Raw genomic sequence first — 24,297 nt, 5'->3', positions numbered from 1 at the left:
TATCTGCATAAGCTCTATACCCGATATGTTCTGAATTATAAGTATTTGCTACTTAACTTCAACTTCAGCTCCTGCTTCTTCCAGTTGTGCTTTGATGGACTCGGCCTCCTCTTTGGAAACGCCCTCCTTCACGGCTTTGGGAGCACCGTCAACCATGTCTTTGGCCTCTTTCAGACCCAGACCGGTGATGTCCTTAACGGCCTTCACAACCTGGAGTTTAGCCTGTCCGGCGTTCTTCAGGATCACGTCGAAAGCGGTCTTCTCGGCAGCGGCAGCCTCGCCAGCAGCGGCGGGTGCAGCAGCAACTGCGACTGCAGCAGCAGCGGGTTCGATACCGTACTCGTCTTTCAGAATAGTGGCCAATTCATTTACTTCCTTAACTGTCAAGTTAACCAACTCCTCAGCTAATTTTTTTACATCTGCCATCGTTATAGAAATTTTTAAAATGTTTTACGAAAATGATTGTGATTAGTTTCTTTCTTCGAGCGCTTTCACGAGGCCCGCAATTTTCTGTCCTGCCGATCCCTGCAGAGCGGAAATGACGTTCTTCGCCGGGGATTGCAGCAACATGATGATATCGCCGATAAGTTCCTCTTTGCTCTTGATCTTGGAGAGTTCCTCCACCGTCTGGTCGCCCACGTAGATCGACTCCTCGACATAGGCTGCTTTCAGGATCGGTTTCGGATTCGTTTTCCGGAACTCCTTGATCAGCACTGCGGGACCCTTGTTTACGTTCGAGAACATAACGGCGGTAGCTCCTTCCAATACGCTCTTGAGCTGCTCGTCCGCCTTTTCCACCTTCTCCAGAGCCTTTTCGAACAGGGTGTTCTTAACGACTACCAGATTGATCTCCTGCTCGAAGCATTTGCGGCGCAGAGCTGCGGTCTGCTCGGCATTCAGTTCGGAGATGTCCGTCAGGTAGAAATGGGGATATTGCGTGAGTTTCTCGGCTAAGCTATTGATAATAACTGTTTTTTCTTCCCTTGTCATCGTTTCTCGATTTATTTGGTTTCAACGGATTTGGGGTCGATCTGCAAGCCGGGACTCATCGTCGACGAGAGATAGATACTCAGTACATACGTACCTTTAGCAGCGCTCGGTTTCAGTTTGTTGATCGTCTGGAGGAACTCCTTGGCGTTATCGACAATCTGATCGGCCGTGAAAGAAACCTTTCCGATCGAAGTGTGAACGATACCGAATTTGTCGACCTTGAAGTCGATCTTACCGGCTTTCACTTCGGAGACAGCCTTTCCGACCTCCATGGTCACCGTACCCGTTTTGGGATTCGGCATCAGTCCGCGGGGACCGAGGATACGGCCCAGCGCACCGACCTTGGCCATTACGTTGGGGGTGGTGATGATTACGTCGACGTCGGTCCAGCCGCCCTTGATTTTTTCGACGTATTCGTCCAGGCCCACGTAGTCGGCACCGGCCTCCTTCGCTTCGTTCTCCTTGTCGGGAGTACAAAGGACAAGCACTCTTACCTGTTTTCCCGTACCGTGCGGCAGGGTGACGACACCTCTGACCATCTGGTTGGCCTTGCGGGGGTCTACCCCCAGGCGTACGTCCACGTCAACGGAAGCATCGAATTTCGTAAAGGTAATCTCCTTCAGAAGAGCTGCCGCCTCGCTGAGCTTGTACACCTTGTCGGCTTCCACCTTGGCAAGAGCTGTCTTTCTATTTTTGGTCAGCTTACTCATTTTTCAGTAATTTAAAATTACAATTTAGGAAATTCACCAACGACATTGATGCCCATGCTGCGTGCCGTACCGGCCACCATTCGCATTGCGGACTCAAGCGTGAAGCTGTTCAGGTCGGACATTTTGTCCTTCGCGATGGCCTCCACCTGCTCCCACGTCACCTGACCCACTTTCTTGCGGTTCGGTTCGGCGGAACCCGATTTCAGACCGGCAGCCTCTTTGAGCTGTACGGCTACAGGCGGCTGCTTAACGATAAAATCGAAAGACTTATCGCTGTAAACAGTGATGATGACGGGCAACACCTTACCGGCTTTGTCCTGTGTCCGTGCATTGAACTGCTTGCAGAAGTCCATGATATTGACACCTTTGGAACCCAGAGCAGGTCCGACCGGGGGTGAAGGATTGGCAGCACCACCTTTGATCTGCAGTTTGATAAACGCAGCAACCTCTTTTGCCATAATTTTCCTTGGTTAATTATTCTTTTTCAACTTGCATAAAGCTCAACTCCATGGGAGTCTTGCGTCCGAATATCTTCACGGAGACGGTGAGCTTCTTCCTGTCGTTGTCCACGGCTTCGATCGTGCCCGAAAAACTCGAGAACGGGCCGTCGGTCACTTTCACCGTTTCGCCTACGAAGAAAGGAATCTCGTTCTCCTCCTCGCTAACGCTCATTTCGTCGACACGGCCCAGAATGCGGCTCACCTCCTGAGGGCGGAGGGGTGTAGCGATCATTTTCTGGCTCGATTCTTTGGTGTCTCCGAGGAAGCCTAAGACGTTAGGTACGTTGCGAAGAATAAACGGAATTTCTCCTACGAAAGCCGCTTCCACCAATACATACCCAGGGTACGAAACACGTTCCTTGCTGATTTTTTTACCGTTTCGGATCGAATAGACCTTCTCGGTGGGAATCAGTACCTGCGAAATGTAATCTTCCAGATGGGAGTGACGAATCTCCGATTCGATGTACTCCTTCACTTTCTTTTCCTTTCCGCCGATGGCACGTATCACATACCACTGTTTCTGCTCTTTTTCACTCATCGCCTGAGGGGTTACGAATTAGTAAAGCAGACTATATATTGCCTTCATCACGTTCTCGAAGGTCAGGTCCATGGCCAGAATCACAATGGCGAACAGCAGGGAAGCTACCATAACAACTATCGCCGAATTTTGCAACTGACTCCACGTGGGCCACGACACTTTCTGAACGAGCTCCGCATAGGATTCTTTGACGTAATTTACGATCTTCATAATTCCTGTAAATTTGGCACGAGTGGAGAGATTCGAACTCCCATCAACGGTTTTGGAGACCGCTATTCTACCCTTGAACTACACTCGTAAAAAGGAAGAGGGGCTCTTGCCGGGGGCACGGGCCCCTCTTCGGTGGAAATATCTCCTAAATTCCTATGCGGAAATTATTCGATGATCTTGGTGATCTGACCGGCACCTACCGTACGACCGCCCTCGCGGATAGCGAAACGCAGACCTACGTTCAGAGCGACGGGGTAGATCAGGGTTACGGTGATCGTCACGTTGTCGCCCGGCATTACCATGTCAACGCCTGCGGGCAGTTCCACCTCGCCCGTTACGTCCATCGTACGCAGATAGAACTGGGGACGGTATTTGTTGTGGAACGGAGTGTGACGGCCGCCTTCCTCTTTCTTCAGGATATAGACCTCGGCCTCGAACTTGGTGTGCGGGGTGATCGAACCGGGTTTGGCAACGACCATACCACGCTTAACCTCTTTCTTGTCGATACCGCGCATCAGCAGACCTACGTTGTCGCCGGCTTCGCCGCTGTCGAGCAGCTTACGGAACATCTCGACACCCGTACAGGTCGAAGTCAGCGTCTTCTCTTCCAGACCGATGATTTCGACGGGATCGCCGACTTTGATGACGCCGGTCTCGACACGTCCGGTCAGCACGGTACCGCGGCCGGTGATCGAGAATACGTCCTCGACGGGCATCAGGAAGGGTTTCTCATTGTCGCGGGGAGGAATGGGAATGTACTCGTCGACAGCGTCCATAAGCTCCATTACCTTCTCTTCCCATTTCGGATCGCCGTTCAGGGCGCCCAGAGCGGAACCGCGGATGATGGGGGCGTTGTCGCCGTCGAAGTTGTATTTGTTCAGCAGGTCACGAACCTCCATCTCGACCAGGTCGAGCATTTCGGGATCGTCAACCATGTCGCATTTGTTCAGGAATACGACGATCTTCGGAACGTTCACCTGACGGGCCAGCAGCACGTGCTCGTTGGTCTGGGGCATCGGACCGTCGGTAGCGGCTACCACGAGGATGGCACCGTCCATCTGGGCTGCACCCGTTACCATGTTCTTCACATAGTCGGCGTGTCCCGGGCAGTCTACGTGAGCGTAGTGACGGTTAGCCGTCTGGTACTCTACGTGCGAAGTGTTGATCGTGATACCGCGCTCTTTCTCCTCGGGAGCGTTGTCGATAGAGTCGAAGGAACGGAGCTCGGAGAGACCTTTCTTTGCCAGAACGGTGGTGATTGCAGCGGTAAGGGTGGTTTTACCGTGGTCAACGTGTCCGATGGTACCGATGTTTACATGCGGTTTGGACCGGTCAAATTTTTCTTTTGCCATAATCTGAAAGTTATTTAGGAATTAATTTCTGCGTATATGCTTCTCTTTTCTTTCATTTCGTTTATGGGGCGGAGAGCGTACTCTCCGCCGTTTGCGGTTTCGGTTTCCCGGTACCTGGAGCGGAAGACGAGGCTCAAACTCGCGACCCTTAGCTTGGAAGGCTAATGCTCTATCAACTGAGCTACTTCCGCTTGTGTGGGAGAAGATGGATTCGAACCACCGAAGGCGTACGCCAGCAGATTTACAGTCTGCCCCATTTGGCCACTCTGGTATTCTCCCGTATGTCTGAGAACCTTGCCGGAATCTCTCCGTCGCCGGAGCGTTTCCTTGCATTTTTTGCGGAGACCGGTCCGCTTGCGCGTTCCGCATCCCTTCCCCTTCCGAGCCGATGGAGGGATTCGAACCCACGACCAGCTGATTACAAATCAGCTGCTCTGGCCAACTGAGCTACATCGGCAGTTTACAGCATTTTAGGGCTGCAAAAATACGAATAAATTATTAATACGCAAAAAATGCGGATTAAAATTTGACGAATTTTTGCCAGAAACTCTAAAAACATCGCCGTATCGCTGACCTGTATGCAATTCAGCCATGGGCAATTTGCGTCCAAAAGTACAATTCTTTTTACAATCCGGCAACTTTTTGCGGCACTATTTTTTTAGCCGGGGGATTCCTCCTGATTTTTACGTATGCGGAATACGTCCGTTTCCCTCTCCGGAAGAGAACGAATTCCGGGGGCGAAGCGGGAAGAGTACAATGGAGCCTCTTGCGGAAGGCCCCACCTTGTGTCAGATTGTCAGAACGGCCCGCCCCCTCTCGGCCCGGGCCGGAACCCTCCCGGTCCGCCTCCGGTCTTGTTGAACCGGTAGCTGAGCGTCAGGGTGAAATAGCGGCTCATGAGCTGGCGCCAGCTGTTCAGCACATAGGATGAGTAGACCGACGAAGAGAAATCGCTGTTGCGGTTCAGAATGTCGTAAACCGTGAAACGGGCCTCCCCGCTGTTTTTCATGAACCGGTAGGAGAGTGCGGCGCTGAGCAGGTTGTTGTTCAGGTCGGCAGCTTTCGAGCTGTGGTAATAATAGTATTGGTAGGAGGTGTAGAGGGTGAAGTGACGCAGAAACCGGGCCGTGACGTTGGCCGTGGCGCGTTGCGTAAATGTCTGGTCGGTGCCTCCGGCCGTGTTGGACGAACCGATGAATCCGGTTTGCGATGCGATACGGAACTCCAGTTTGCGGGAGTTGTTGCTTTGCAGGGTCAGGTTCAGCGAGGGAGAGGAACTGAGGGTGAAGTTCTTTACGTCGCGGATGTAGGCGGGGCGCCGGGTGAACGAATAAGAGAGACTGCTCCGGAAGATGAATTTTTCGCGGAAGGCCGACCGTTCGTGTCCGCCCGAAAGATTGACCGACACGGCTCCGTCGATGTTCTCGTAAGTGGTCAGGGTCGAACCTGCCGCGGCCGTGTAGTCGTATTCCGGCAGGTAGGTCTCCTCTCCGAACAGCACCTGTTTGGTGGCCATGTCGTTCTGCGTGTAGCTGGCCGATAGGCTGAGCCGCGTTTCGGAGGCCGTTTCCGTCCTGTTTCTGAAAAAACTCATGCTGATCGAGTGGGTATAGCTCTGTTTCAGGTCGGGATTGCCCCGTTTGAGCGACATGGGGTCTTTGATGTCGAGCCAGTTTCGCATGTTCTCCAGCGACGGTTCGTCCGACGAGGTCGAGTAGCTGATGTTCCAGTTGGGTTTGCCGGAGAAAGACTCTTCGTAACGGGACGAAATGGAGAGTGAGGGCAGTACGGATACGAACGACCGTCGGTCGAACAGTTGTTCCGGAACCACTTCGTCGCGGTCCGACCACGAAGTTTTCAGCGCGACGCCGGCCCTCATCTGGAACGAAGCCTCCGGATTGTACCATTCGGCCTCCACCCCTACGTTCTGGGTGATGTAGCTGCGGGTGTATTCGTAAGTCTGGGCCGTGTCGATCTGCATGGTCAGTGTGTCGAGTGCCGTCCTCAGTTTTTTTGAGTGATCGTAGCTCAGATTGTAATTGGCTCCCATGCTGACCTGTTTGCCCAGTTTGAGGTTTGCAAAACGGACACCTCCGCCAAAGTTTTTCGTGTATCCCGAAGAGTTGGTCGTGAGATATTTCTGTGTGTTGTTCGCCGAGGATACCGTGTCCATCTGCCATCCGGTTCCTTTGTTGTCCGAATAGTTCCAGTTCACTTCAGCCATCAGCAGGGGAAGCATCTGCACGGCTCTTCTGGAACGCATGCGCATCTGGCCCGGTCCCCTCCCGCCCGGAAATCGTCCGGGGGAGAATCCTCCTCCTCCGAAACTGCGCGGTCCTCCGCCGTTCGGCGGGATCGGCGGGCCGTCCGGGCGTCCGGGGGGCTGTTCCCGATCTTTGTTTCGGGTCGTGTCGGCCGCAGTCGGCTTGGGTTTGCGCAGCGGGGTGAAGAGGGTCAGCCGGCCCGAAGAGGAAAATCCGGTCTTCTTGCTGCGGTTGCTGGTTCCGGTGCGGGTCTTCAGGGCGTCGTCCTCGCGGGAGAAGACGCTGGTGACCTGCTGGCCCGCCGAACGGTTGTCGGTCAGCGTGAAAGAGGGAAAAAACGAGAGGAACGTCCGGTTCGAGAACCTCTGGTTGAGGGAGAGGGAAAAGTTGTGGTCGTACGAGTCGGAGCGGTTGAACGAGGTGTCCCGTGTGCGGGAGATGTCCCTGCTCGCCTCGTCCGCGTTGTCTTCGAAATAGACCTTTTCGCTCACGCTGCCGCTGTTGCTGTGGTTGTTGGTGAAAGAGTACCGGAAGTTGAATCCGGGGCCTTTGCGTTTGATGAACGGGTTGTTGCGGTCGACGGACGCTTCGACCCGGTTGTTGCGGAAGTACCCGGATGAGGAGCCTCCGTGGTCGAGGAACATCCGGCGGTATCCCATCCTCTGCCGGTTCATGTTGTTGCCCTGCACGTCGGCCGTCATCACCAGTTTCTCGGAGAACTTGCGGATGTTCCCTCCGGCCAGGTAACGGTTCTGGCGCGGCGTTCCGGGTGATTTGTTCATATCCTGCCCCCACCCTCCATAGGCCTCCGCATTGTAGGCATGGCGGAACCGGCTCTTGGTCTTGATGTCCAGCACGCGCTGCTTGTCCTCGTCCTGCAGGTCGCCTTCGGGCAGCGGTTTTTCGGGATTGGCCACGTCGTAGATGTTGATCGACTTGATGTCGGATATCTTGACGTTGTCCAGCGCGTTCATCACGTTCCGTCCGAAGAGCAGTTTCCCGTCCACGAACGCCCATGTCACGTCTTTTCCCAGCGCCGTCACCTTTCCGTTGTCGTCGAGGGTGATGCCCGGCAGCTTCTCGACCAGGTCGATCGCATAGTCGTACGGTTCGGTCTTTACGGCCAGCGGGTTGTATTTGATCGTGTCCCCGGTCTGGGTCATCAGCGGGACCTTGTACTCCACCGTTACCGAGTCGATCGCATTGTCCGCTTCGGTCAGGGTGACGGTGCCCACGTCGAGTACCTGTCCCTCGATCGAGACGGGCATTTCGGCCGGCCGGTACCCGATGAAGGAGATCCGCAGCCGTGCGTTGCCGCGCGGAAGTCCCGTGATGGTGAACGCCCCTTTCGTGTCGGTCACCTTGAAGACGGAATCCCGTTCCGTCCGGACGGCGATGACGGCCCCGGCCAGCGCCGAGCGTTTGCGGCTGTCGATCACCCGTCCCTTCACGCCGCCCGAAGGCTGTTCGGCATGCAGGAGGGGGGCGGCGGCCAGTATGAGAATCGCGGAAATCAGGAAATGTCTTATCTTCATTGCAGTTGGGGAAATAGTCTCGGGTTTTTTTTATAGTCGTCCAAAGATAGGGATATTTGCCGGAATCAGAAAGAATTATCCGGTGAAACGGCAAAAACGGAAGCCGACCCGCCCGGGTCGGCTTCCGTTTTTTGATGGGTCCGGATTATTTGTTATAGCGTTCCTTGTGCTTTTCGATCTGTTTCTTCAGTGCGTCGATGGCCTCGTCCACCGACTCCTCGAAGCTCTTGCTGCGATAATCCGCGACCAGATCTCCTCCCGGAACGACGAGTTTGATCGTCACCACCTTGTTGCCCCGTTCGGTATCCTTGTCCAGCTTCATGATGACTTCGGCCGAAATGGCGTTTTCCGCAAAACGGTCCAGTTTGTTCATCTTGGCCTGAATGAATTCGATGAGTTTCTGATCTGCATCGAACTTTACGGATTGAATCTTCACGTTCATAGCTTTCTCCTCCTTAATCTTTTTTATGTGACGCCCTCGGATGGGCGGTGTTGTATGTCTCTTTCAGTCGGGCGATGCTGTTGTGCGTGTACACCTGCGTCGCCCGAAGGGAACTGTGCCCCAGCAGCTGCTGGATTTCCCGCATGTCGGCTCCTCCGTCGAGCAGGTGGGTGGCAAACGTATGCCGCAGTACGTGCGGACTGCGCTTGCCCTGTACACCCGCCGCCGCCAGTTCCGCGCGGACGATCCGGTACACCGTGCTGCGGCTGATGCGTCTCCCTTGCTTGGTTAAAAATAGGGATTTTCCTCCGGTAATGCAAATGTTTTGCCGCATAATTTCATCGAGATACTCCGAAATACGTTCCCGTACCTGCGGCATGATCGGTACGATCCGCTCCTTGTCGCCCTTGCCCCGGACTTTCAGTTCACGAAAACCGGGCGAGAAGTCGTCGGTATCGATGGCGACGAGCTCTGCCAGACGCAGACCGGTCGTGTAGAAAAACAGTACGATCAGACGGTTGCGGAGGGTGTCGAAATCGTCGGGATGCTCCGGGGATTGCCGCAGTACCTGTTCCATCCGGCTTTCTGCGATGAAAACCGGCAGCGGTTTCGGGGTTTTCATCTGTCCGATCTTCAGGAACGGATCGTGCCGGACGGCTCCCGTTTTGCGCAGATAGCGGAATAGGGCTCTCAGCGAACTGATCCTGCGGTTGATCGACGTCGCTTTCTCCCCTTCCCGGTTGAGCTCCATCATCCATCCCCGGATGTCGTCGGCAGTGACCCGTTCCGGCGAAAACTCCGGTTCCGGATCGTCCGACCGGCCCAGGCAGTACGTGACGAATCGTTCGACATCGTCGCCGTAAGCCCTTACGGTGTGCTCCGAATAGCGCCTTTCCGTACGCAGGTATTGCAGGAATTCTTCTGTCATAAGACAAAGGTAGCGAAAGTTTCGTCCCCCCGGATGTCCGGAAAGTCGCTATTTCGGACCGAAAATTCCTTCTCCGGGTTCTTTTCCCGGAGAAAGGCGGGGCGTCTGCCGGCTGCGGGCTGAAACGATTTCACCCCCGCAGCGGTGATCGGCTGCGGGGGTGATTTCCTGGCAGGGGACTGCCGGGCAGTCCCTCCGTTCCGGACGGAACGTACTACTCCTCTTCGCGCTGCATGTTCTCCACATAGATGGCGTGGAGTTTGGCGATGCGCTTGGTCACCGACGGTTTGGTGAAGTACTGGCGGTTGCGCAGTTCTTTCAGCACGCCGGTGCGTTCGTATTTCCGTTTGAATTTCTTCAGAGCGCGTTCGATGTTTTCGCCCTCTTTGATAGGCATGATAATCATGGTCGTAAAATGATATGGATTTTTACTTCGTTAAAATTCGTTTTCGCACGGCCGCCGCCCTCCCGGACGGGAACCGGAATGTTTATTGAGGGGATTCGAAAGGGGTGAAACGGAGATACGGGGAGAGCTTTTCTGCCTCCTGAACCGATAGTGTCTTGTCGTCCGTCATCTCTCCGATCGTGCGCCAACCTCCTTTCAATTGTCTCTGTTTGAGAATTTTTCTTCTTGCCAATGCGGTCAGGTACGGGTGTTCCGCCAGCCGCTTCGGGTCGGCAAAGTTAATATCAATTTTTCGAATTTCGCTACTGTCCAACGAAATTTGTTGCAAAATCATCTCGTAATTGCGTTCGGTCATGCCCGGAATCTCCTGCAGCTGCTCCGTCCGGACGAACCCTCCGAGCCGGGTGCGGTAGGCGACGATCCGTGCCGCTGTGACCGCCCCGATACCTTTCACCGTCACCAGCAGGGCCGAGTCGGCCGTGTTCAGTTCCACGCGGACGGGCTTCCTTTCGGGCGGGGGTGCGATGCGGACATACGGTTCGAGTTCCCGGAACCGGTCGCGCACCGGGTAGCACTCCGCGAACTCCTCCGCGTCCCGGAATCCTCCGATCATCTCCCGGTAGCGGAGGATCGCTTCCGTCTGGCGTTTGCTGAAGCCCAGCGAGCGGAACCCTTCCCTATCCAGCAGGTTCGGGTCGAACAGGAACAGGGAGTCGGGGCGTCTTTCTCCGTCCGTCGTTTCGGCGGTGCGATGCAGGGTCTGTCCGGTCGACGTTTCGACCCGTCCGGGTGTCCGGAACTCCGCTCCGATGACGATAAGCGGTGCGAGCCGTTCGAACATCTGCGGCGACACGGTGTAGCAGTCGGCGAAGGCTTCCGGTGTCCGGAACACCTTTCCCGCAGCCCTGTAGTTGAGGATGCCCCGGGCCTGCCTTTCGGTGAATCCGAGTCGACGGAGTTCCGGAAGGCTTACCGTGTTGGGGTCGAAAGCGAAAAGTTCTCCCCTGGCGCTGCGGTCGGCGGAATCCTTTCCTGCGGTTGTGCTGCGGTCGGGATACTGTTCCCGGCGGGCGTCGTTCAGCGAGTCGAGCACCCGGTCGGCGTAGCGGGGAAAACTCTTTTCGAAGGTCGGACGGTTGAGGGTCGAGACGAGCAGCGAAAGCAGCACGAGCAACGGCAGCAGATAGAGGATGCCTCTCTTTTCCCGGGGCGTGTAGGAAAAGAGCGCGCGGAGCATTTCGCGCACCTTTTCGCCGTATGGATTCCGGGGTTTCATCGCGTTCCAAAAATAAGCGATTAATTCCGGATTTCCATCTTCCGGACCTTCTATTTGGCCGGTGATGCAAAATAAAGTGGCCGTTTCCCGTGATTGTTAAATAAAAAACAGTAACTTTGGGCGTCTTTTCGGAAACTTACGAAACATTTCTAAATACTGTTATTATGGCAAATAATAAGGAAGAGAAGTTGTTCACCGCTTTCCCGCCCGTCACCACGGAGCAGTGGGAAGAGGTGATCACGAAGGACCTGAAAGGTGCCGACTACCAGAAAAAACTGGTATGGAGGACGGCCGAAGGTTTCAATGTCCGCCCCTACTATCGTGCGGAGGACCTGGCCGCCATTCGTCACCTGGGTTCCGAAAGCGGGGAGTTTCCCTATGTCCGCGGGACGAAGCGCTGCAATTGCTGGCGGATTCACCAGACCATTCCCGTAACCTGCCCCCAAGAGGCCAATGCGCTGGCTCTGAAATTGATCGAAGGCGGTGTGGAGTCGCTGGGCTTCAGTATCGCCGACAAGGAGTTCAGTGCCGCCGACCTCGAAACGTTGCTGGCCGGTATCGGTCTCGACCGGTACGAACTGGTGTTCTGCGGCTGCGGTGCCCGGAAAGTGGCCGAACTGGTGATCGAAAAGGCTTCGGCCGAAAAGCTCGATCCGGAGAAGGTCCGTGTTTCGTTCATTCTCGATCCGATCGTCAATAAACTGACCCTGAAGGGTTCGTTCGGATGCAGCGAAGACGGCGGCAAGGCATTCGATGCGATCGCAGGGCTGATCAGGAAGTCCGCACCTTTCAAACGGATGCGTTTCGTGGGTGTGAACGGACAGCAGTTCCACAACAGCGGTTCCACGATCGTGCAGGAGCTCGCCTTTACGCTGGCCGTAGGCCACGAGTACGTGGTGAAGCTGATGGAGGCCGGGCTCTCGGTGGACGAAGCCGCTCCCGCCATCCGTTTCAGCATGGCCGTCAGCTCCAACTACTTCATGGAGATCGCCAAGTTCCGGGCCGCCCGGATGTTGTGGGCCAATATCATGAAACCCTACAACCCCACGCGCGGCTGTGCATCGAAAATGTTCGTGCATGCCGTCACCTCCAAATGGAATCAGACCGTCTATGACGCATACGTGAACATGCTTCGCGGAACGACCGAAGCCATGAGCGCCACCATCGCCGGAGTCCACTCGCTGGAGGTGACCCCGTTCGACGCCGCCTACGAGCAGCCGACCGACTTTTCGGAGCGGATCGCCCGCAACGTGCAGCTGCTGCTCAAGAACGAGTCGCATTTCGATCAGGTGGTCGATCCGGCCGGAGGTTCCTATTATATAGAGACCCTTACGCAAAGTATCGCCGAGCAGGCATGGGCCCTGTTCAAACAGGTCGAGGAGAAGGGCGGTTACATCGCCGCTTTCAAGGAGGGCTTCGTTCAGGATGCCGTGGAAGCATCGGCTGCCAACAAGGATAAGAACGTGGCGACGCGCCGCATTTCGTTGTTGGGAACCAATCAGTTCCCCAACTTCACGGAGGTGGCCGGCGAGGCCGTGACCGAGCAGACCGTCGTGCCGGGTTCGCCCAAATGCTGCTGCAAGCATCAGGAGGCCGCCCCGTCCGTCCGTCCGTTGAAACCGTACCGGGGAGCCATGGCTTTCGAGCAGATGCGTCTGAAGGTGGACCGCAGCGGCAAGGAGCCCAAGGCCTTCATGCTGACGGCCGGTTCGCTGGCGATGGCCCGCGCCCGCGCCCAGTTCTCCTGCAACTTCTTCGCCTGCGCCGGAATCCGCGTGATCGACAATACGTTCTTCCATTCGGTGGAAGAGGGTGCGAAGGCCGCCCTTGAATCGGGCGCCGAAATTGTGGTGGTCTGCGCTTCGGACGACGACTACGCGACGCTGGCTCCGCGCGTGAAGGAGCTGATCGGCGACAAGGCCATTCTGGTGGTTGCCGGGGCTCCCGCCTGCCAGGCCGAGCTGGAGGCACAGGGAATCAAGAACTTCATCAGCGTTCGCAGCAATGTGCTCGAAACCCTGCAAAACTATCTGAAAGAACTCGGTATCTAAAAAGGAGGACAAGAACATGAGAGCAAAATTTTCTGATATGACCTATACGGGAGCTGCCGCAGCGTGCTGCAACGCGAAGAAGTGCGCCGACGGCGACCAGACCTGGATGACTCCCGAACAGATACCGGTCAAGGGAATCTACACCGCCGAAGACCTGGAGGGTATGGAGCATCTGAACTATGCTGCCGGTATCGCACCCTTCCTGCGCGGCCCTTACAGCACGATGTACGTGATGCGTCCGTGGACGATCCGCCAGTATGCCGGGTTCTCCACCGCCGCCGAGTCGAACGCCTTCTACCGCCGCAACCTGGCTTCGGGACAGAAGGGTCTGTCGGTAGCCTTCGACCTGGCTACGCACCGCGGTTACAACGCCGACCATCCGCGTGTGGTGGGCGACGTGGGCAAGGCCGGCGTGTCGATCTGTTCGGTGGAGGACATGAAGGTGCTGTTCGACGGGATTCCGCTGGACAAGATGTCCGTCTCGATGACCATGAACGGCGCCGTGCTTCCGATCCTGGCCTTCTATATCGTGGCCGGCCTGGAGCAGGGCTGCACGCTCGAACAGCTCAGCGGTACAATCCAGAATGACATCCTCAAGGAGTTCATGGTGCGTAACACCTATATTTATCCGCCCGAATTCTCGATGCGGATCATCGCCGACATCTTCGAGTACACCTCGAAGAACATGCCCAAGTTCAACTCGATCTCGATCTCCGGCTATCACATGCAGGAGGCCGGCGCTACGGCCGACATCGAGCTGGCCTATACGCTGGCCGACGGTCTGGAGTATCTGCGCACCGGAGTCAATGCCGGCATGAGCGTGGATACGTTCGCTCCCCGTCTGTCGTTCTTCTGGGCCATCGGTATGAACCACTTCATGGAGATCGCCAAGATGCGGGCCGCCCGTCTGCTTTGGGCCAAGATCGTGAAGCAGTTCGATCCGAAGAACCCCAAGTCGCTTGCCCTGCGTACTCACAGCCAGACTTCCGGCTGGTCGCTCACCGAGCAGGACCCGTTCAACAACGTGGCCCGTACGGCCATCGAGGCGATGGCTGCCGCCCTGGGACACACCCAGTCGCTGCACACCAATGCTCTCGACGAGGCGATCGCCCTGCCGACCGACTTCTCGGCCCGTATCGCGCGGAATACGCAGATTTACATTCAGGAGGAGACCGACATCTGCCGCGAGGTCGATCCGTGGGCCGGTTCCTACTACGTGGAGGAACTCACCAACGAGATCGCTCACAAGGCATGGGATCTGATCCAGGAGGTGGAAAAACTGGGCGGTATGGCCAAGGCCATCGAGACCGGTATTCCCAAAATGCGTATCGAGGAGGCTGCCGCCCGCAAGCAGGCCCGGATTGACTCGAAACACGACGTGATCGTGGGTCTGAACAAATACCGTCTGGAGAAGGAGGCGCCTATCGACATTCTGGCCGTGGACAATACGGCCGTGCGCGAGGAGCAGATCAAACGTCTGAACGACCTGCGTGCGAACCGCGACGAAAAGGCCGTGCAGGCCGCTCTGGATGCCATTACCAAGTGTGTGGAGACCAAGCAGGGCAACCTGCTCGAACTGGCCGTCGAGGCTGCCAAGGTGCGCGCTTCGCTGGGTGAGATATCCGATGCCTGCGAGAAGGTCGTAGGCCGTTACAAGGCAGTTATCCGTTCCATTTCAGGAGTATACAGTTCAGAAGTGAAAAACGACGCAGATTTCGAAAAGGCCAAACAGATGGCCGAGCGGTTCGCCAAAAAGGAGGGCCGCCAGCCCCGTATCATGATCGCCAAACTGGGACAGGACGGTCACGACCGCGGAGCCAAAGTGGTAGCCACGGGATATGCCGACATCGGTTTCGACGTGGATATGGGTCCGCTGTTCCAGACTCCGGCCGAAGCGGCCAAACAGGCCGTGGAGAACGACGTGCACGTAGTGGGCGTCTCCTCGCTGGCCGCCGGTCACCTGACGCTGGTGCCGCAGATCATCGCCGAACTCAAGAAACTGGGCCGCGAGGACATCGTGGTGATCGTGGGAGGTGTGATTCCTCATCAGGATTACGACGAACTGTACCGCGACGGTGCCGCCGCCATCTTCGGTCCCGGTACGCCGATCGCCACGGCTGCGATCCGTATCCTGGAGATTCTGCTGGACGAGTAGCATTCCGGTTCCCCGGGCGGTTCGGCCGTCCGGGGAATCCGGCGTTTTCGGATAAAAGAGACGGTATCTGAGAAAATCAGATACCGTCTCTTTTTTACGGATTTATGTCGGGCCGGCAATGCAAATCCGGGCGAAAGATGGCGTGCGAACAGGCGGAACGTCCCTGCGGTGCAGGGGTTATTCTGCGAACGGAGGTTCGCCGAGTACGGAATGTACGGCTTCGACCGCTTTGCCCACCTCCTCCGCGTCTCCGCAGATCATCAGTGTAGCGCCCCCTTCCGCACCGGCCACGCCGCCCAGCGCAGCCGGATAGACATCGACGTCGGCGAACTCCTTCAATGCCTCGATTTCGGTGTATACGTTCCCTTCCGTCAGCGTGAGCCGTACGGTGCCGGGACCCTTCTCTTTCGCGTTCTCCACTACCTCCCTATACATGCGCAGGTCTCCGGAACACTCCTTTTCCAGACCGATCGGAACGATCCAGCGCCCGATTCCCCGGTCCGTGTACCGTTTCAGCCGGGCCACCGTACCGCCGTCCGGCGCACCCGTGCAGACGGCGGCCTGTCGTTTCGCATAGTTCAGCATGTTCGCCCCCTTGAGTACGATGTCGTTTTCCGTCATGCGGGCGAGCGCTTCCTCGTAACCGATCTCCGCGGGCTTCCCTTTGATGAGCACGATCTCCGTTACCCGTTCGAGCGTATCGGCGAAGTCCTTCGTTCCGGTCGGAATGATTTTTCCCGTCACGAAACTGCCGTGCGGCGCCGAAAGGTTTGCAAGCTCCTCGGCGATGTACGTGTTCGTCGTGCCCCGGGTGATGATGAGCATGCCTTCTCCGAGGCATCGCCGGATATCTTCGTTGCGGGCGAGTCCTTTGGCGATCAGCCGTTTGCCTTCGGAGACGGTGAGCCGTACCGTGGTGACGTTCTCGTAGGCGGGAACAGTGTCCGTTTCCGCGGGTCCGTTTCCTGTACATCCGGCGAAGACCAACCCCAGCGCGAGGGCGGCCGGTTTCAAATTCTTCATGGTCGTATCGGGTTTCAGTTGGGTTCGTTCCTCGTTCCGATCCGGATGATACGGCTCTCCTCGTCTTCGATTTCGATCTCCACGACGAGCACGTCTTCGGGCAGGAGCCGTTCGATCTTTTCCGGCCATTCGATCAGGCAGATGTCCCCGCTGTCGAAATACTCTTCGTATCCGAGGTCGAAGACTTCTTCGATGCGGTTGATCCGGTAGAAGTCGAAATGGTCTATTTTCTCCCCGTCGGCCGTCATGTACTGATTGACCAGGGCGAAAGTCGGACTGGTCACCGTGTCTTCGACGCCGAGCCGGCCGGCGATCTCGCGGATCAGGGTGGTCTTCCCGGCCCCCATCGGGCCGTAAAAGGCGACGATGCGGTGGCGGCCGAGTTCCTTCACGATCTCTTCCGCCGCGTCGGGCAGGTCTCTCTGGTGGTCTATGTGCAGGGTCTTCATGTATGGGGTCTTGTGGCGGATACCTCTGCGGCTATCCTTTGGGTTTGAGTACGATGTAGGGGACCATCATCTCCTCCATCGAGATGCCTCCGTGCTGGAACGTGTTCTTGTAGTAGCGCACGAACTGGTTGGAGTTGTTGGGATAGACGAAGAAATCCCGGTTGTAGGCGAATACGTAGGTCGAGGTGATGTTGCTCTGCGGCAGCTGGGCCTCCTGCGGTTTGTTGATGACGAACATCTCCTTGGCGTTGTAGTTGAGGTTGCGTCCGGTTTTGTAACGCAGGTTGGTGGAGGTTTCGCGGTCTCCGATGATCTTCACCGGATTGTCCACCCGGATCGTGCCGTGGTCGGAGGTGATGATGACCGTGTGCCCCCTCTCCGAGAGCATTTTGAGAATGGTGAACAGGTCGGAGTGCTCGAACCACGACCGTGTGAGGGATCGGAAGGCCGCTTCGTCCTCCGTCAGTTCGCGGATGATTTCGGTCTCGGTCCGGGCGTGGGAAAGAATGTCCAGGAAGTTGTAGACGATCACCGAGAAATCGGCGTCGTACACCTTGCTGATGTTGTCGATCAGCTTGCGGCCCGCTTCGGGCCGGATGAGCTTGTCGAAAGTCATCCGGTAACTCTTGCCGTTGGTCTGCAGTTGGCGGCGCAGGAAATCCTCCTCGTACTGGTTCTTGCCCCCCTCTTCGTTGTCGTTGAGCCAGAGGTTCGGCATCAGCTTGTCGATGGCCAGCGGCATGAGCCCGGCGAAAATGGCGTTGCGGGCATACTGGGTGGCCGTGGGCAGGATGCTGCAGTAGAACTCCTCGGTAGCGATGTCGAACCAGTTGTGGAGCAGGGCGTTGATGCTGCGCCACTGATCGTAGCGGAAGTTGTCGATCAGCAGGAGCGTGGTCTTCCGGTTGCGGTCGGCTTCCGGAAAGATGTTGCTCCGCATCAGCGTGTGCGACATGACGGGCGTGTCGGCATCCTTGCGGTTGATCCAGTCCAGATAGTTTTTGCGGACGAACTTGGCGTATTCGTTGTTGGCTTCGTCTTTCTGGTAGGCGAGAATCTCCCTGATCGAATCGTCGTTCGAATCGGTGAGTTCGATCTCCCAGTTCACCAGCTTCTTGTAAATGGCGCTCCAGTCGGCGAAGGTGCGGGCGTCGGCGAACGAGGTGGAGATGCGGCCGAATTCGGCCCGGTAGTCGGCCGTGGTCTGCTCGGTGACCAGCTGCTGCTGGTGCACGTTTTTCTTGATGGACAGGAGTACCTGGTTGGGATTGACGGGCTTGATGAGGTAATCGGCGATCTTCGAACCTACGGCCTTGTCCATGATGTTCTCCTCTTCGCTCTTGGTCACCATGATGACCGGCGTGGTGGGGCGTATCTCTTTGATTTTCGGAAGCGTTTCGAGGCCCGTCATGCCGGGCATCATCTCGTCGAGGATGATCAGGTCGAACAGGTGGCTCTGGACCATCTCGATGGCGTCGTACCCGTTGTTGCAGGTCTCTACGTCGTATCCCTTGCCCTTCAGAAAAAAGATGTGGGGTTTCAGCAGCTCGATCTCGTCATCGACCCAGAGGATTTTGGCTCCGTTCATAATCGTACATTAGTTATTGGCAAAGATAAATAATCGCTTTATCTATACAATGCAAAAACGGGACAATTATTGTCTTCCCTTCCGGATATTTCCGGCGGGCGCGGAGGGGCTTTCCGCGGGCCGGTGCCGGAAAAAGACGACGGACGAGACAATAAACCGAAAAAATAATCGTTTGATTCACAGTGTATTTTGCAATAAGGCGCTGGAAAAGAAAAAAATGGGCCGGTTTTTGTTATATGCCTTATGCAGAGTGGAATATTGAACGAAATCGGGCCCGGTTTGCAAAAAATATCGCTACTCTTTTGTAAATTAAATAAATAAAAATGTATATTTGCAGTTCGTTTGACTGATAAACTTATTAAAAACTATAGACATGACAAAGGCTGATATTGTAAACGAGATTTCCAAGAGCACCGGCGTTGAAAAAGCTGTAGTGCAGGACGTTGTAGAGGCATTCATGACCAGCATCAAAGAGTCGATGACGGCTCAGAACAATGTATATCTGCGCGGTTTCGGCAGTTTCATCATCAAGAAACGCGCCCAGAAAGTGGCCCGCAACATCTCCAAGAACACGACCATTACCATCCCTGCTCACAACATTCCTGCTTTCAAGCCGGCCAAGAGTTTTGCAGCGAAAGTAAAGGGTGCTAAATAATTATTTCCAAACTTAAATTTCAAGCGTTATGCCAAGCGGTAAAAAAAGAAAAGGGCATAAGATGGCTACCCACAAGAGGAAAAAACGTCTGCGTAAAAACAGGCATAAAAAGAAAAAGTAGGTAGCTCTGTTATGTGAAGTTTTTATATGAACCTAAAGAACCGCAGGGTCCTTTAGGTTCATTGTTTTGGGCACAGGCCCAGCTCTCTCTGCCGTTCAGGCAGTCCAGACCGACGACTAATGAATAAGGAACTAATCATCAACGTGACCTCCTCAGAGATCTCGATCGCCCTGATCGAAGACAAACGGCTGGTGGAGCTCAATACGGAAAAATGCAAGACCGGCTTCGCGGTGGGGGATATCTACCTGGGGAAGGTGCGCAAGATCATGCCCGGTCTCAATGCTGCGTTCGTCAACATAGGGCACGAAAAGGATGCGTTCATCCACTACCTCGACCTGGGACCCCAGTTCGTGTCGCTGCATAAATTGGTGGGCAATCTCTCCAATAAGAAAAATACGCGTTTCGAGACGCTGAAACTCGATCCCCCCATCGGAAAGACGGGGAAGATATCCTCCCAGATCTCGGGGGGGCAGCCCATTCTGGTGCAGATCGCCAAGGAGGCCATCTCGACCAAGGGTCCCCGGCTTACTTCCGATATCTCGCTGGCCGGGCGCCACGTGGTGCTGATCCCCTTCTCGAACAAAATATCCGTTTCCCAGAAAATCCGCTCCAACGAGGAGAAAAAGAGGCTGAAGAAGATCGTAGAGGAGGTACTTCCGAAGAATTACGGGGTCATCATCCGCACGGCCGCCATCGGGAAAAGCGAAGAGGATATCCGGCACGACATAGAATCGCTCGTCAAGCGTTGGAACACGGCGCTCGAACGGGTCCGGACGCAGGCCCCTCCCTCGTTGCTGCTGGGGGAGATGAGCCGTACGACCACCATTATCCGCGATCTGCTCAACGGTTCGTTCAGCAGCATCGTGGTGGACGACGCCTCGGTGTACGAGGAGGTGAAGGAGTATATCCGCACGATCGCCCCGGAGAAGGAGAAGATCGTGAAGCTCTACAAGGGCAGCGTACCCATTTTCGACAACTACGACATATCGAAACAGATCAAATCCCTCTTCGCCAAGTACGTCTCCCTGCGCAGGGGAGCCTACCTGATTATCGAACACACGGAGGCGCTGCACGTGATCGACGTCAACAGCGGCAACCGGGCCAAGGTGGACGACGACCAGGAGCGGACGGCGATGGACGTGAACCTCGCCTCGGCGGAGGAGATCGCCCGTCAGCTCCGACTGCGGGATATGGGAGGGATCATCGTGATCGACTTCATCGACCTGCACAAGGGGGAGAACCGCCAGGCCCTTTATGAGAAGATGAAGGAGTTGATGGCGACCGACCGGGCCAAGCACACGGTGCTGCCCCTCTCGAAATTCGGCCTGATGCAGATCACCCGTCAGCGGGTGCGGCCCGAGGCGGCGCCCGAGGTGAAGGAGACCTGCCCCACCTGTCACGGAACGGGGACGATCATGCCCTCCGTGCTGCTCGACCAGCAGATCGAGAACAAGATCGCCTATTTCGCCGGCGATAAGGGAATCAAACATATCAAAGTGAAAGTGAATCCGTTCGTGGCGTCCTATCTGACCCGCGGACTGGTCAGCATCCGCATGCGCTGGGCGATGAAATACCGCTGCACGATCAAGATCGCCTCGGATCAGTCCACCGGTTTCGTGGAGACCAAGTTCTACGGCAAGGACGGCCGTGAACTGATATAGCAGGGACGGCCGGAAAGCGCCGGACGGAGGGAAAATGTGCAAGCCATGTCGCCGCAACAGGTAAACGATCTGGTCGGGCAGCTGCCCGGCGTGAAGGAGATATCGGAACATTACGAAGGCTGTGCCACCGTGAGCCTGGGCTCGCTGGTGGGTTCGGCCTTTTCGCTTGTCGCCGCATCGGTGGTGAGGGAGCGGGGCGGCGTACACGTTTTCGTCATGGAGGACCGCGATGCGGCGGCCTATCTGAGCAGCGACTTCTACCAGTTGCTCGATGCGGACCGTGTGCTCTTTTTCCCGACGGGATACAAACGGTCGATCCAGTTCGGACAGGAGGACCCTTCGGGCATCGTCCAGCGGACGGCGGCGCTCAATGCGGTGAAAAATTTCGGCGGCGAGGGTTATCTGGTGCTCTGTACCTATCCCGAGGCGCTGGCCGAGAAGGTGGTGGGCATGGAGGAGCTGCGGCGCACCGTGCTGCAGGTGGGCGTCGGGGACCGTCTCTCCCCCGCGTTCGTGGAGGAGACGCTGGCCGGATACGGTTTCCAGCGGGTCGATTTCGTCTATGAACCGGGACAGTATTCGGTGCGGGGCGGTATTGTCGATATTTTCTCCTATTCGGAAAACCATCCTTTCCGGCTCGACTTTTTCGGCGACGAGGTGGAGTCGATCCGCCGTTTCGAGATCGCTTCGCAGCTCTCGGTGGAGAAGTTGCAGTGTGCGGAGATCGTGCCCAATCTGAAGCGGGACGATCTGGTGCCCGACCGGGTGTCGTTTCCCCGTTTCGCCGGCCGGGCCACCTACTGGGTGGCCGACCCCGACTATCTGTTCAAACGGCTGAACGACATCCGTTCCAAGATACTGAAGGAGCTGGAAGAGCCTTCGGAGATCGACGCGCTGGTGACGGGCCGCAAGGGATTCGCGGAGGACGTGTCGGCCTGCCGGATGTTCCTGCTCAAGGACAATGCGAAGGAGCGGGCGGCGGATCGGAAGATCGAATTCCGCACCGCTCCCCAGCCCCGGTTCAACAAGAATTTCGAGTTGCTGGCCGCCGATATCAACGCCAACCGGCTGAAAGGGTACCGGACGCTGATTCTCTCGGACAACAAGGCGCAGATCGAGCGCCTGCAGAATATTTTCCACTCGATCGGACAGCGGGACGTGGCCTTCGAGGCGCTTCCGCTCACCCTTCACGAGGGGTTCGTCAGCCACGACCTGCGGCTCTGTTTCTACACCGACCACCAGATTTTCGACCGCTATCACCGTTACCGCCTGCGCGGAGAGCTGGACCGCAGCGAAAGCCTTACGGTGGCCGAACTCAACGAACTGAAGGTGGGCGACTACGTGGTGCACATCGACCACGGCGTGGGCCGTTTCGGCGGTCTGGTGCGCACGGAGGAGAACGGCAAGGTGCAGGAGGCGATCAAGCTGGTGTACCGCGACAACGACGTGCTGCTGGTCAACGTACATGCTCTGCATCGCATCTCCCGCTACAAGGACCGGGACAGCGAACCGCCCAAAATCTACAAGCTGGGTTCCGGGGCGTGGCAGCGGATGAAGGCGGCCACGAAAAAGGCCGTCAAGGAGATCGCCCGCGAGTTGATAGCCCTGTATGCCCGCCGGAAGGCGACGCCCGGTTTCGCCTTCTCACCGGACAGCTATTTGCAGCACGAACTGGAAGCTTCGTTCATCTACGAGGATACGCCCGACCAGCAGAAGGCGACCGAAGCGGTCAAGCACGACATGGAGAGTCCCCAGCCGATGGACCGCCTGATCTGCGGCGACGTGGGCTTCGGCAAGACGGAGATTGCAATCCGGGCGGCGTTCAAGGCCGTGTCGGACTCCAGGCAGGTGGCGGTACTGGTGCCGACCACGATCCTGGCGCTCCAGCATTACCGCTCTTTCAGCGAGCGGCTGCGCGATTTTCCGGTGCGGATCGAACATCTCAGCCGCTCCAAAAGCGCAAAAGAGACGGCCCAGGTGCTGAAAGAGCTGGAGGAGGGAAAGATCGACATCCTGATCGGCACCCACAAGATATTGGGGAAAAACGTGCGTTTCAAATCGCTGGGACTTCTCGTCATCGACGAGGAACAGAAATTCGGCGTGGCGGCCAAGGAGAAGCTGCGCCAGATGAGCGTGAGCGTCGATACGCTGACGCTGACCGCCACTCCGATCCCCCGGACGCTCCAGTTCTCGCTGATGGGGTCGCGCGACCTTTCGGTGATCTCCACCCCGCCGCCCAACCGCCAGCCGATCGTCACCGAATCCTACACGTTCGACGAGCAGATCATCAAGGAGGCCGTGGATTACGAACTGGGCCGGGGCGGACAGGTCTATTTCGTCCATAACCGCGTGGAGGACATCCTGCAGATCGAGGCGATGATCCGCCGGCTGTGTCCCGGTGTACGGACGGTCGTCGGGCACGGGCAGATGGACCCCAAACAGCTGGAAAAGGTGGTGATGGACTTCATTTTCGGCGAATACGACGTGCTCGTCGCCACCACCATCGTGGAGAACGGCATCGACATCCCCAACGCCAACACCATCATCATCAACAATGCCCAGAATTTCGGGCTGAGCGACCTGCATCAGTTGCGCGGGCGCGTGGGGAGGTCGAACCGCAAGGCATTCTGCTACCTCCTCTCTCCGCCCGACGAACTGCTGACGGGTGAGGCGCGCCGCCGCCTGCGGGCGCTCGAGGAGTTCTCCGACCTGGGTTCCGGTTTCAATATCGCCATGCAGGATCTGGATATCCGCGGAGCGGGAAACCTGCTGGGGGCCGAGCAGAGCGGTTTTATCGCCGACATCGGTTTCGAGACCTACCAGAAAATCCTGAACGAGGCGATGGAGGAGCTGCGGGCCGAACGTCTCGTGGGCGACGGGACGCTGCCCGAAGGCGCCACCGCTCCGGCACCGGCCGCTTTCCCCGCCGCTCCGGTCAGCTATGTGAACGACTGCCAGATCGAGGTGGACAGCGAGGCCCTGATCCCGGACGGTTACGTGGGCCAGAGCGCCGAGAAGATCAGACTCTACCGGGAGCTGGACAACATCACCGACGAGGAGACCCTGCGGAAGTTCGAGGCGAACCTTACGGACCGGTTCGGTCCCGTTCCCGAACAGACGCGGACCCTGTTCCACGTGATCCGCCTGCGATGGGTGTGCATGAAGCTGGGATTCGAACGGGCGAAAGTGAAAAATGGCCTGCTGATCCTCCAGTTCATCGCCGACACCTCTTCGCCGTATTATAAAACGCCTTTTTTCATGGCACTTTTGAAGACGGTGACCGCGGGCGGGGCAAAATTTGTTTTCCGCCAGAACAATAATAAGCTGGGTTTGACAGTTAGAGATGTAAAAGGCGTGGAGGATGCGTGGAAAACCCTGGGCCGGCTGGAGGCCGAAGCGGAAGAGGTTCAGTAGTTTGATGCCGGTTTTCTTGTTTACTTTAT

General features: G+C 56.7%; 20 protein-coding genes and 4 tRNA genes. 5 read left to right on the top strand and 19 right to left on the bottom strand.

From position 1 onward, the window contains the following. Positions 1-48: 48 nt before the first annotated feature. From rplL to INF32_RS10110, 16 genes are all read right to left on the bottom strand, one after another. On the bottom strand, positions 49-426 hold the full coding sequence (gene rplL / locus INF32_RS10185; RefSeq protein ID WP_226388294.1) for a 50S ribosomal protein L7/L12: 378 nt from the start codon (positions 424-426) through the stop codon (positions 49-51). A gap of 42 nt (positions 427-468) precedes the next feature. Further along, complete coding sequence (gene rplJ, locus INF32_RS10180) at positions 469-990, bottom strand: 50S ribosomal protein L10 (protein ID WP_226388293.1); 522 nt, start codon at positions 988-990, stop codon at positions 469-471. 11 nt (positions 991-1,001) lie between these two features. After that, the gene (gene rplA, locus INF32_RS10175) at positions 1,002-1,700 is read right to left on the bottom strand and encodes a 50S ribosomal protein L1 (protein WP_226388292.1); all 699 of its coding nucleotides are present in this window, start codon (positions 1,698-1,700) and stop codon (positions 1,002-1,004) included. A 17-nt stretch (positions 1,701-1,717) separates the two neighbouring features. Continuing rightward, the gene (gene rplK, locus INF32_RS10170) at positions 1,718-2,158 is read right to left on the bottom strand and encodes a 50S ribosomal protein L11 (RefSeq protein WP_226388291.1); all 441 of its coding nucleotides are present in this window, start codon (positions 2,156-2,158) and stop codon (positions 1,718-1,720) included. A 16-nt stretch (positions 2,159-2,174) separates the two neighbouring features. Then, entirely contained in the window at positions 2,175-2,738 is a 564-nt protein-coding gene (gene nusG / locus INF32_RS10165; RefSeq protein ID WP_226388290.1) for a transcription termination/antitermination protein NusG, read from the bottom strand. Between the two features lie 18 nt (positions 2,739-2,756). Then, on the bottom strand, positions 2,757-2,948 hold the full coding sequence (gene secE, locus INF32_RS10160; RefSeq protein ID WP_262893005.1) for a preprotein translocase subunit SecE: 192 nt from the start codon (positions 2,946-2,948) through the stop codon (positions 2,757-2,759). Positions 2,949-2,962: 14 nt separating this feature from the next. Then, positions 2,963-3,036: transfer RNA gene (locus INF32_RS10155), tRNA-Trp, on the bottom strand. 76 nt (positions 3,037-3,112) lie between these two features. Beyond that, positions 3,113-4,300 (bottom strand): elongation factor Tu, encoded by a 1,188-nt coding sequence (gene tuf / locus INF32_RS10150; RefSeq protein ID WP_226388289.1) that lies wholly within the window; start codon positions 4,298-4,300, stop codon positions 3,113-3,115. A gap of 115 nt (positions 4,301-4,415) precedes the next feature. Next, positions 4,416-4,491 (bottom strand) — tRNA-Gly (locus INF32_RS10145). A gap of 5 nt (positions 4,492-4,496) precedes the next feature. Beyond that, positions 4,497-4,579: transfer RNA gene (locus tag INF32_RS10140), tRNA-Tyr, on the bottom strand. Positions 4,580-4,683: 104 nt separating this feature from the next. Further along, a tRNA-Thr gene (locus tag INF32_RS10135) sits at positions 4,684-4,757 on the bottom strand. A gap of 339 nt (positions 4,758-5,096) precedes the next feature. After that, entirely contained in the window at positions 5,097-8,099 is a 3,003-nt protein-coding gene (locus INF32_RS10130) for a TonB-dependent receptor (RefSeq protein ID WP_226388288.1), read from the bottom strand. 145 nt (positions 8,100-8,244) lie between these two features. Next, complete coding sequence (gene hpf, locus INF32_RS10125) at positions 8,245-8,541, bottom strand: ribosome hibernation-promoting factor, HPF/YfiA family (protein WP_226388287.1); 297 nt, start codon at positions 8,539-8,541, stop codon at positions 8,245-8,247. Positions 8,542-8,554: 13 nt separating this feature from the next. Next, positions 8,555-9,469: a tyrosine-type recombinase/integrase gene (locus tag INF32_RS10120; protein ID WP_226388286.1), complete on the bottom strand. Its 915-nt coding sequence runs from the start codon at positions 9,467-9,469 to the stop codon at positions 8,555-8,557. Between the two features lie 214 nt (positions 9,470-9,683). After that, complete coding sequence (rpsU, locus tag INF32_RS10115; protein WP_226388285.1) at positions 9,684-9,875, bottom strand: 30S ribosomal protein S21; 192 nt, start codon at positions 9,873-9,875, stop codon at positions 9,684-9,686. Between the two features lie 82 nt (positions 9,876-9,957). Then, complete coding sequence (locus INF32_RS10110; RefSeq protein ID WP_226388284.1) at positions 9,958-11,151, bottom strand: helix-hairpin-helix domain-containing protein; 1,194 nt, start codon at positions 11,149-11,151, stop codon at positions 9,958-9,960. A 164-nt stretch (positions 11,152-11,315) separates the two neighbouring features. Between INF32_RS10110 and INF32_RS10105 the strand changes: the two genes are divergently transcribed. Both INF32_RS10105 and scpA read left to right on the top strand, forming a co-directional pair. Beyond that, a complete protein-coding gene (locus INF32_RS10105) occupies positions 11,316-13,202 on the top strand; it encodes a methylmalonyl-CoA mutase family protein (RefSeq protein WP_226388283.1) in 1,887 nt (628 codons plus the stop codon). Between the two features lie 16 nt (positions 13,203-13,218). Beyond that, positions 13,219-15,357 carry a methylmalonyl-CoA mutase gene (gene scpA / locus INF32_RS10100; protein WP_226388282.1) on the top strand — a complete coding sequence of 713 codons (2,139 nt, stop codon included), beginning with the start codon at positions 13,219-13,221 and terminating at the stop codon, positions 15,355-15,357. A gap of 177 nt (positions 15,358-15,534) precedes the next feature. On the opposite strand, the gene INF32_RS10095 is transcribed toward scpA, so the two are convergent. From INF32_RS10095 to porX, 3 genes are read right to left on the bottom strand one after another with little or no spacing between them, the layout of a single operon-like run. Further along, on the bottom strand, positions 15,535-16,380 hold the full coding sequence (locus tag INF32_RS10095; RefSeq protein ID WP_226388281.1) for a hypothetical protein: 846 nt from the start codon (positions 16,378-16,380) through the stop codon (positions 15,535-15,537). A 14-nt stretch (positions 16,381-16,394) separates the two neighbouring features. Next, positions 16,395-16,829 (bottom strand): tRNA (adenosine(37)-N6)-threonylcarbamoyltransferase complex ATPase subunit type 1 TsaE, encoded by a 435-nt coding sequence (gene tsaE / locus INF32_RS10090; protein WP_226388280.1) that lies wholly within the window; start codon positions 16,827-16,829, stop codon positions 16,395-16,397. A gap of 31 nt (positions 16,830-16,860) precedes the next feature. Next, complete coding sequence (gene porX, locus INF32_RS10085; protein ID WP_226388279.1) at positions 16,861-18,417, bottom strand: T9SS response regulator signal transducer PorX; 1,557 nt, start codon at positions 18,415-18,417, stop codon at positions 16,861-16,863. 373 nt (positions 18,418-18,790) lie between these two features. Here porX and INF32_RS10080 point away from each other — a divergent pair, with 373 nt between their 5' ends. From INF32_RS10080 to mfd, 3 genes are all read left to right on the top strand, one after another. Beyond that, positions 18,791-19,072 carry an HU family DNA-binding protein gene (locus tag INF32_RS10080; RefSeq protein ID WP_226388278.1) on the top strand — a complete coding sequence of 94 codons (282 nt, stop codon included), beginning with the start codon at positions 18,791-18,793 and terminating at the stop codon, positions 19,070-19,072. Between the two features lie 240 nt (positions 19,073-19,312). Beyond that, positions 19,313-20,854 (top strand): Rne/Rng family ribonuclease, encoded by a 1,542-nt coding sequence (locus INF32_RS10075; protein WP_226388277.1) that lies wholly within the window; start codon positions 19,313-19,315, stop codon positions 20,852-20,854. Positions 20,855-20,899: 45 nt separating this feature from the next. Continuing rightward, complete coding sequence (mfd, locus tag INF32_RS10070) at positions 20,900-24,268, top strand: transcription-repair coupling factor (RefSeq protein ID WP_226388276.1); 3,369 nt, start codon at positions 20,900-20,902, stop codon at positions 24,266-24,268. The last annotated feature ends 29 nt before the right edge of the window (positions 24,269-24,297 follow it).

The sequence above is a fragment of the Gallalistipes aquisgranensis genome, from assembly GCF_014982715.1.
Lineage (GTDB): Bacteria > Bacteroidota > Bacteroidia > Bacteroidales > Rikenellaceae > Gallalistipes > Gallalistipes aquisgranensis.
The sequence above is the reverse complement of the archived record's forward strand: the minus strand, read 5'-3'. Positions and strand labels throughout refer to the sequence as shown.

Coding starts and splice junctions, on each gene's coding strand:
- rplL (WP_226388294.1), bottom strand. CDS start 426: ATGGCAGATGTAAAAAAATTAGCTGAGGAGTTGGTTAACTTGACAGTT.
- rpsU (WP_226388285.1), bottom strand. CDS start 9,875: ATGATTATCATGCCTATCAAAGAGGGCGAAAACATCGAACGCGCTCTG.
- nusG (WP_226388290.1), bottom strand. CDS start 2,738: ATGAGTGAAAAAGAGCAGAAACAGTGGTATGTGATACGTGCCATCGGC.
- porX (WP_226388279.1), bottom strand. CDS start 18,417: ATGAACGGAGCCAAAATCCTCTGGGTCGATGACGAGATCGAGCTGCTG.
- INF32_RS10105 (WP_226388283.1), top strand. CDS start 11,316: ATGGCAAATAATAAGGAAGAGAAGTTGTTCACCGCTTTCCCGCCCGTC.
- tuf (WP_226388289.1), bottom strand. CDS start 4,300: ATGGCAAAAGAAAAATTTGACCGGTCCAAACCGCATGTAAACATCGGT.
- rplA (WP_226388292.1), bottom strand. CDS start 1,700: ATGAGTAAGCTGACCAAAAATAGAAAGACAGCTCTTGCCAAGGTGGAA.
- hpf (WP_226388287.1), bottom strand. CDS start 8,541: ATGAACGTGAAGATTCAATCCGTAAAGTTCGATGCAGATCAGAAACTC.
- INF32_RS10080 (WP_226388278.1), top strand. CDS start 18,791: ATGACAAAGGCTGATATTGTAAACGAGATTTCCAAGAGCACCGGCGTT.
- INF32_RS10130 (WP_226388288.1), bottom strand. CDS start 8,099: ATGAAGATAAGACATTTCCTGATTTCCGCGATTCTCATACTGGCCGCC.
- tsaE (WP_226388280.1), bottom strand. CDS start 16,829: ATGAAGACCCTGCACATAGACCACCAGAGAGACCTGCCCGACGCGGCG.
- INF32_RS10110 (WP_226388284.1), bottom strand. CDS start 11,151: ATGAAACCCCGGAATCCATACGGCGAAAAGGTGCGCGAAATGCTCCGC.
- scpA (WP_226388282.1), top strand. CDS start 13,219: ATGAGAGCAAAATTTTCTGATATGACCTATACGGGAGCTGCCGCAGCG.
- INF32_RS10095 (WP_226388281.1), bottom strand. CDS start 16,380: ATGAAGAATTTGAAACCGGCCGCCCTCGCGCTGGGGTTGGTCTTCGCC.
- INF32_RS10075 (WP_226388277.1), top strand. CDS start 19,313: ATGAATAAGGAACTAATCATCAACGTGACCTCCTCAGAGATCTCGATC.
- mfd (WP_226388276.1), top strand. CDS start 20,900: ATGTCGCCGCAACAGGTAAACGATCTGGTCGGGCAGCTGCCCGGCGTG.
- rplJ (WP_226388293.1), bottom strand. CDS start 990: ATGACAAGGGAAGAAAAAACAGTTATTATCAATAGCTTAGCCGAGAAA.
- rplK (WP_226388291.1), bottom strand. CDS start 2,158: ATGGCAAAAGAGGTTGCTGCGTTTATCAAACTGCAGATCAAAGGTGGT.
- secE (WP_262893005.1), bottom strand. CDS start 2,948: ATGAAGATCGTAAATTACGTCAAAGAATCCTATGCGGAGCTCGTTCAG.
- INF32_RS10120 (WP_226388286.1), bottom strand. CDS start 9,469: ATGACAGAAGAATTCCTGCAATACCTGCGTACGGAAAGGCGCTATTCG.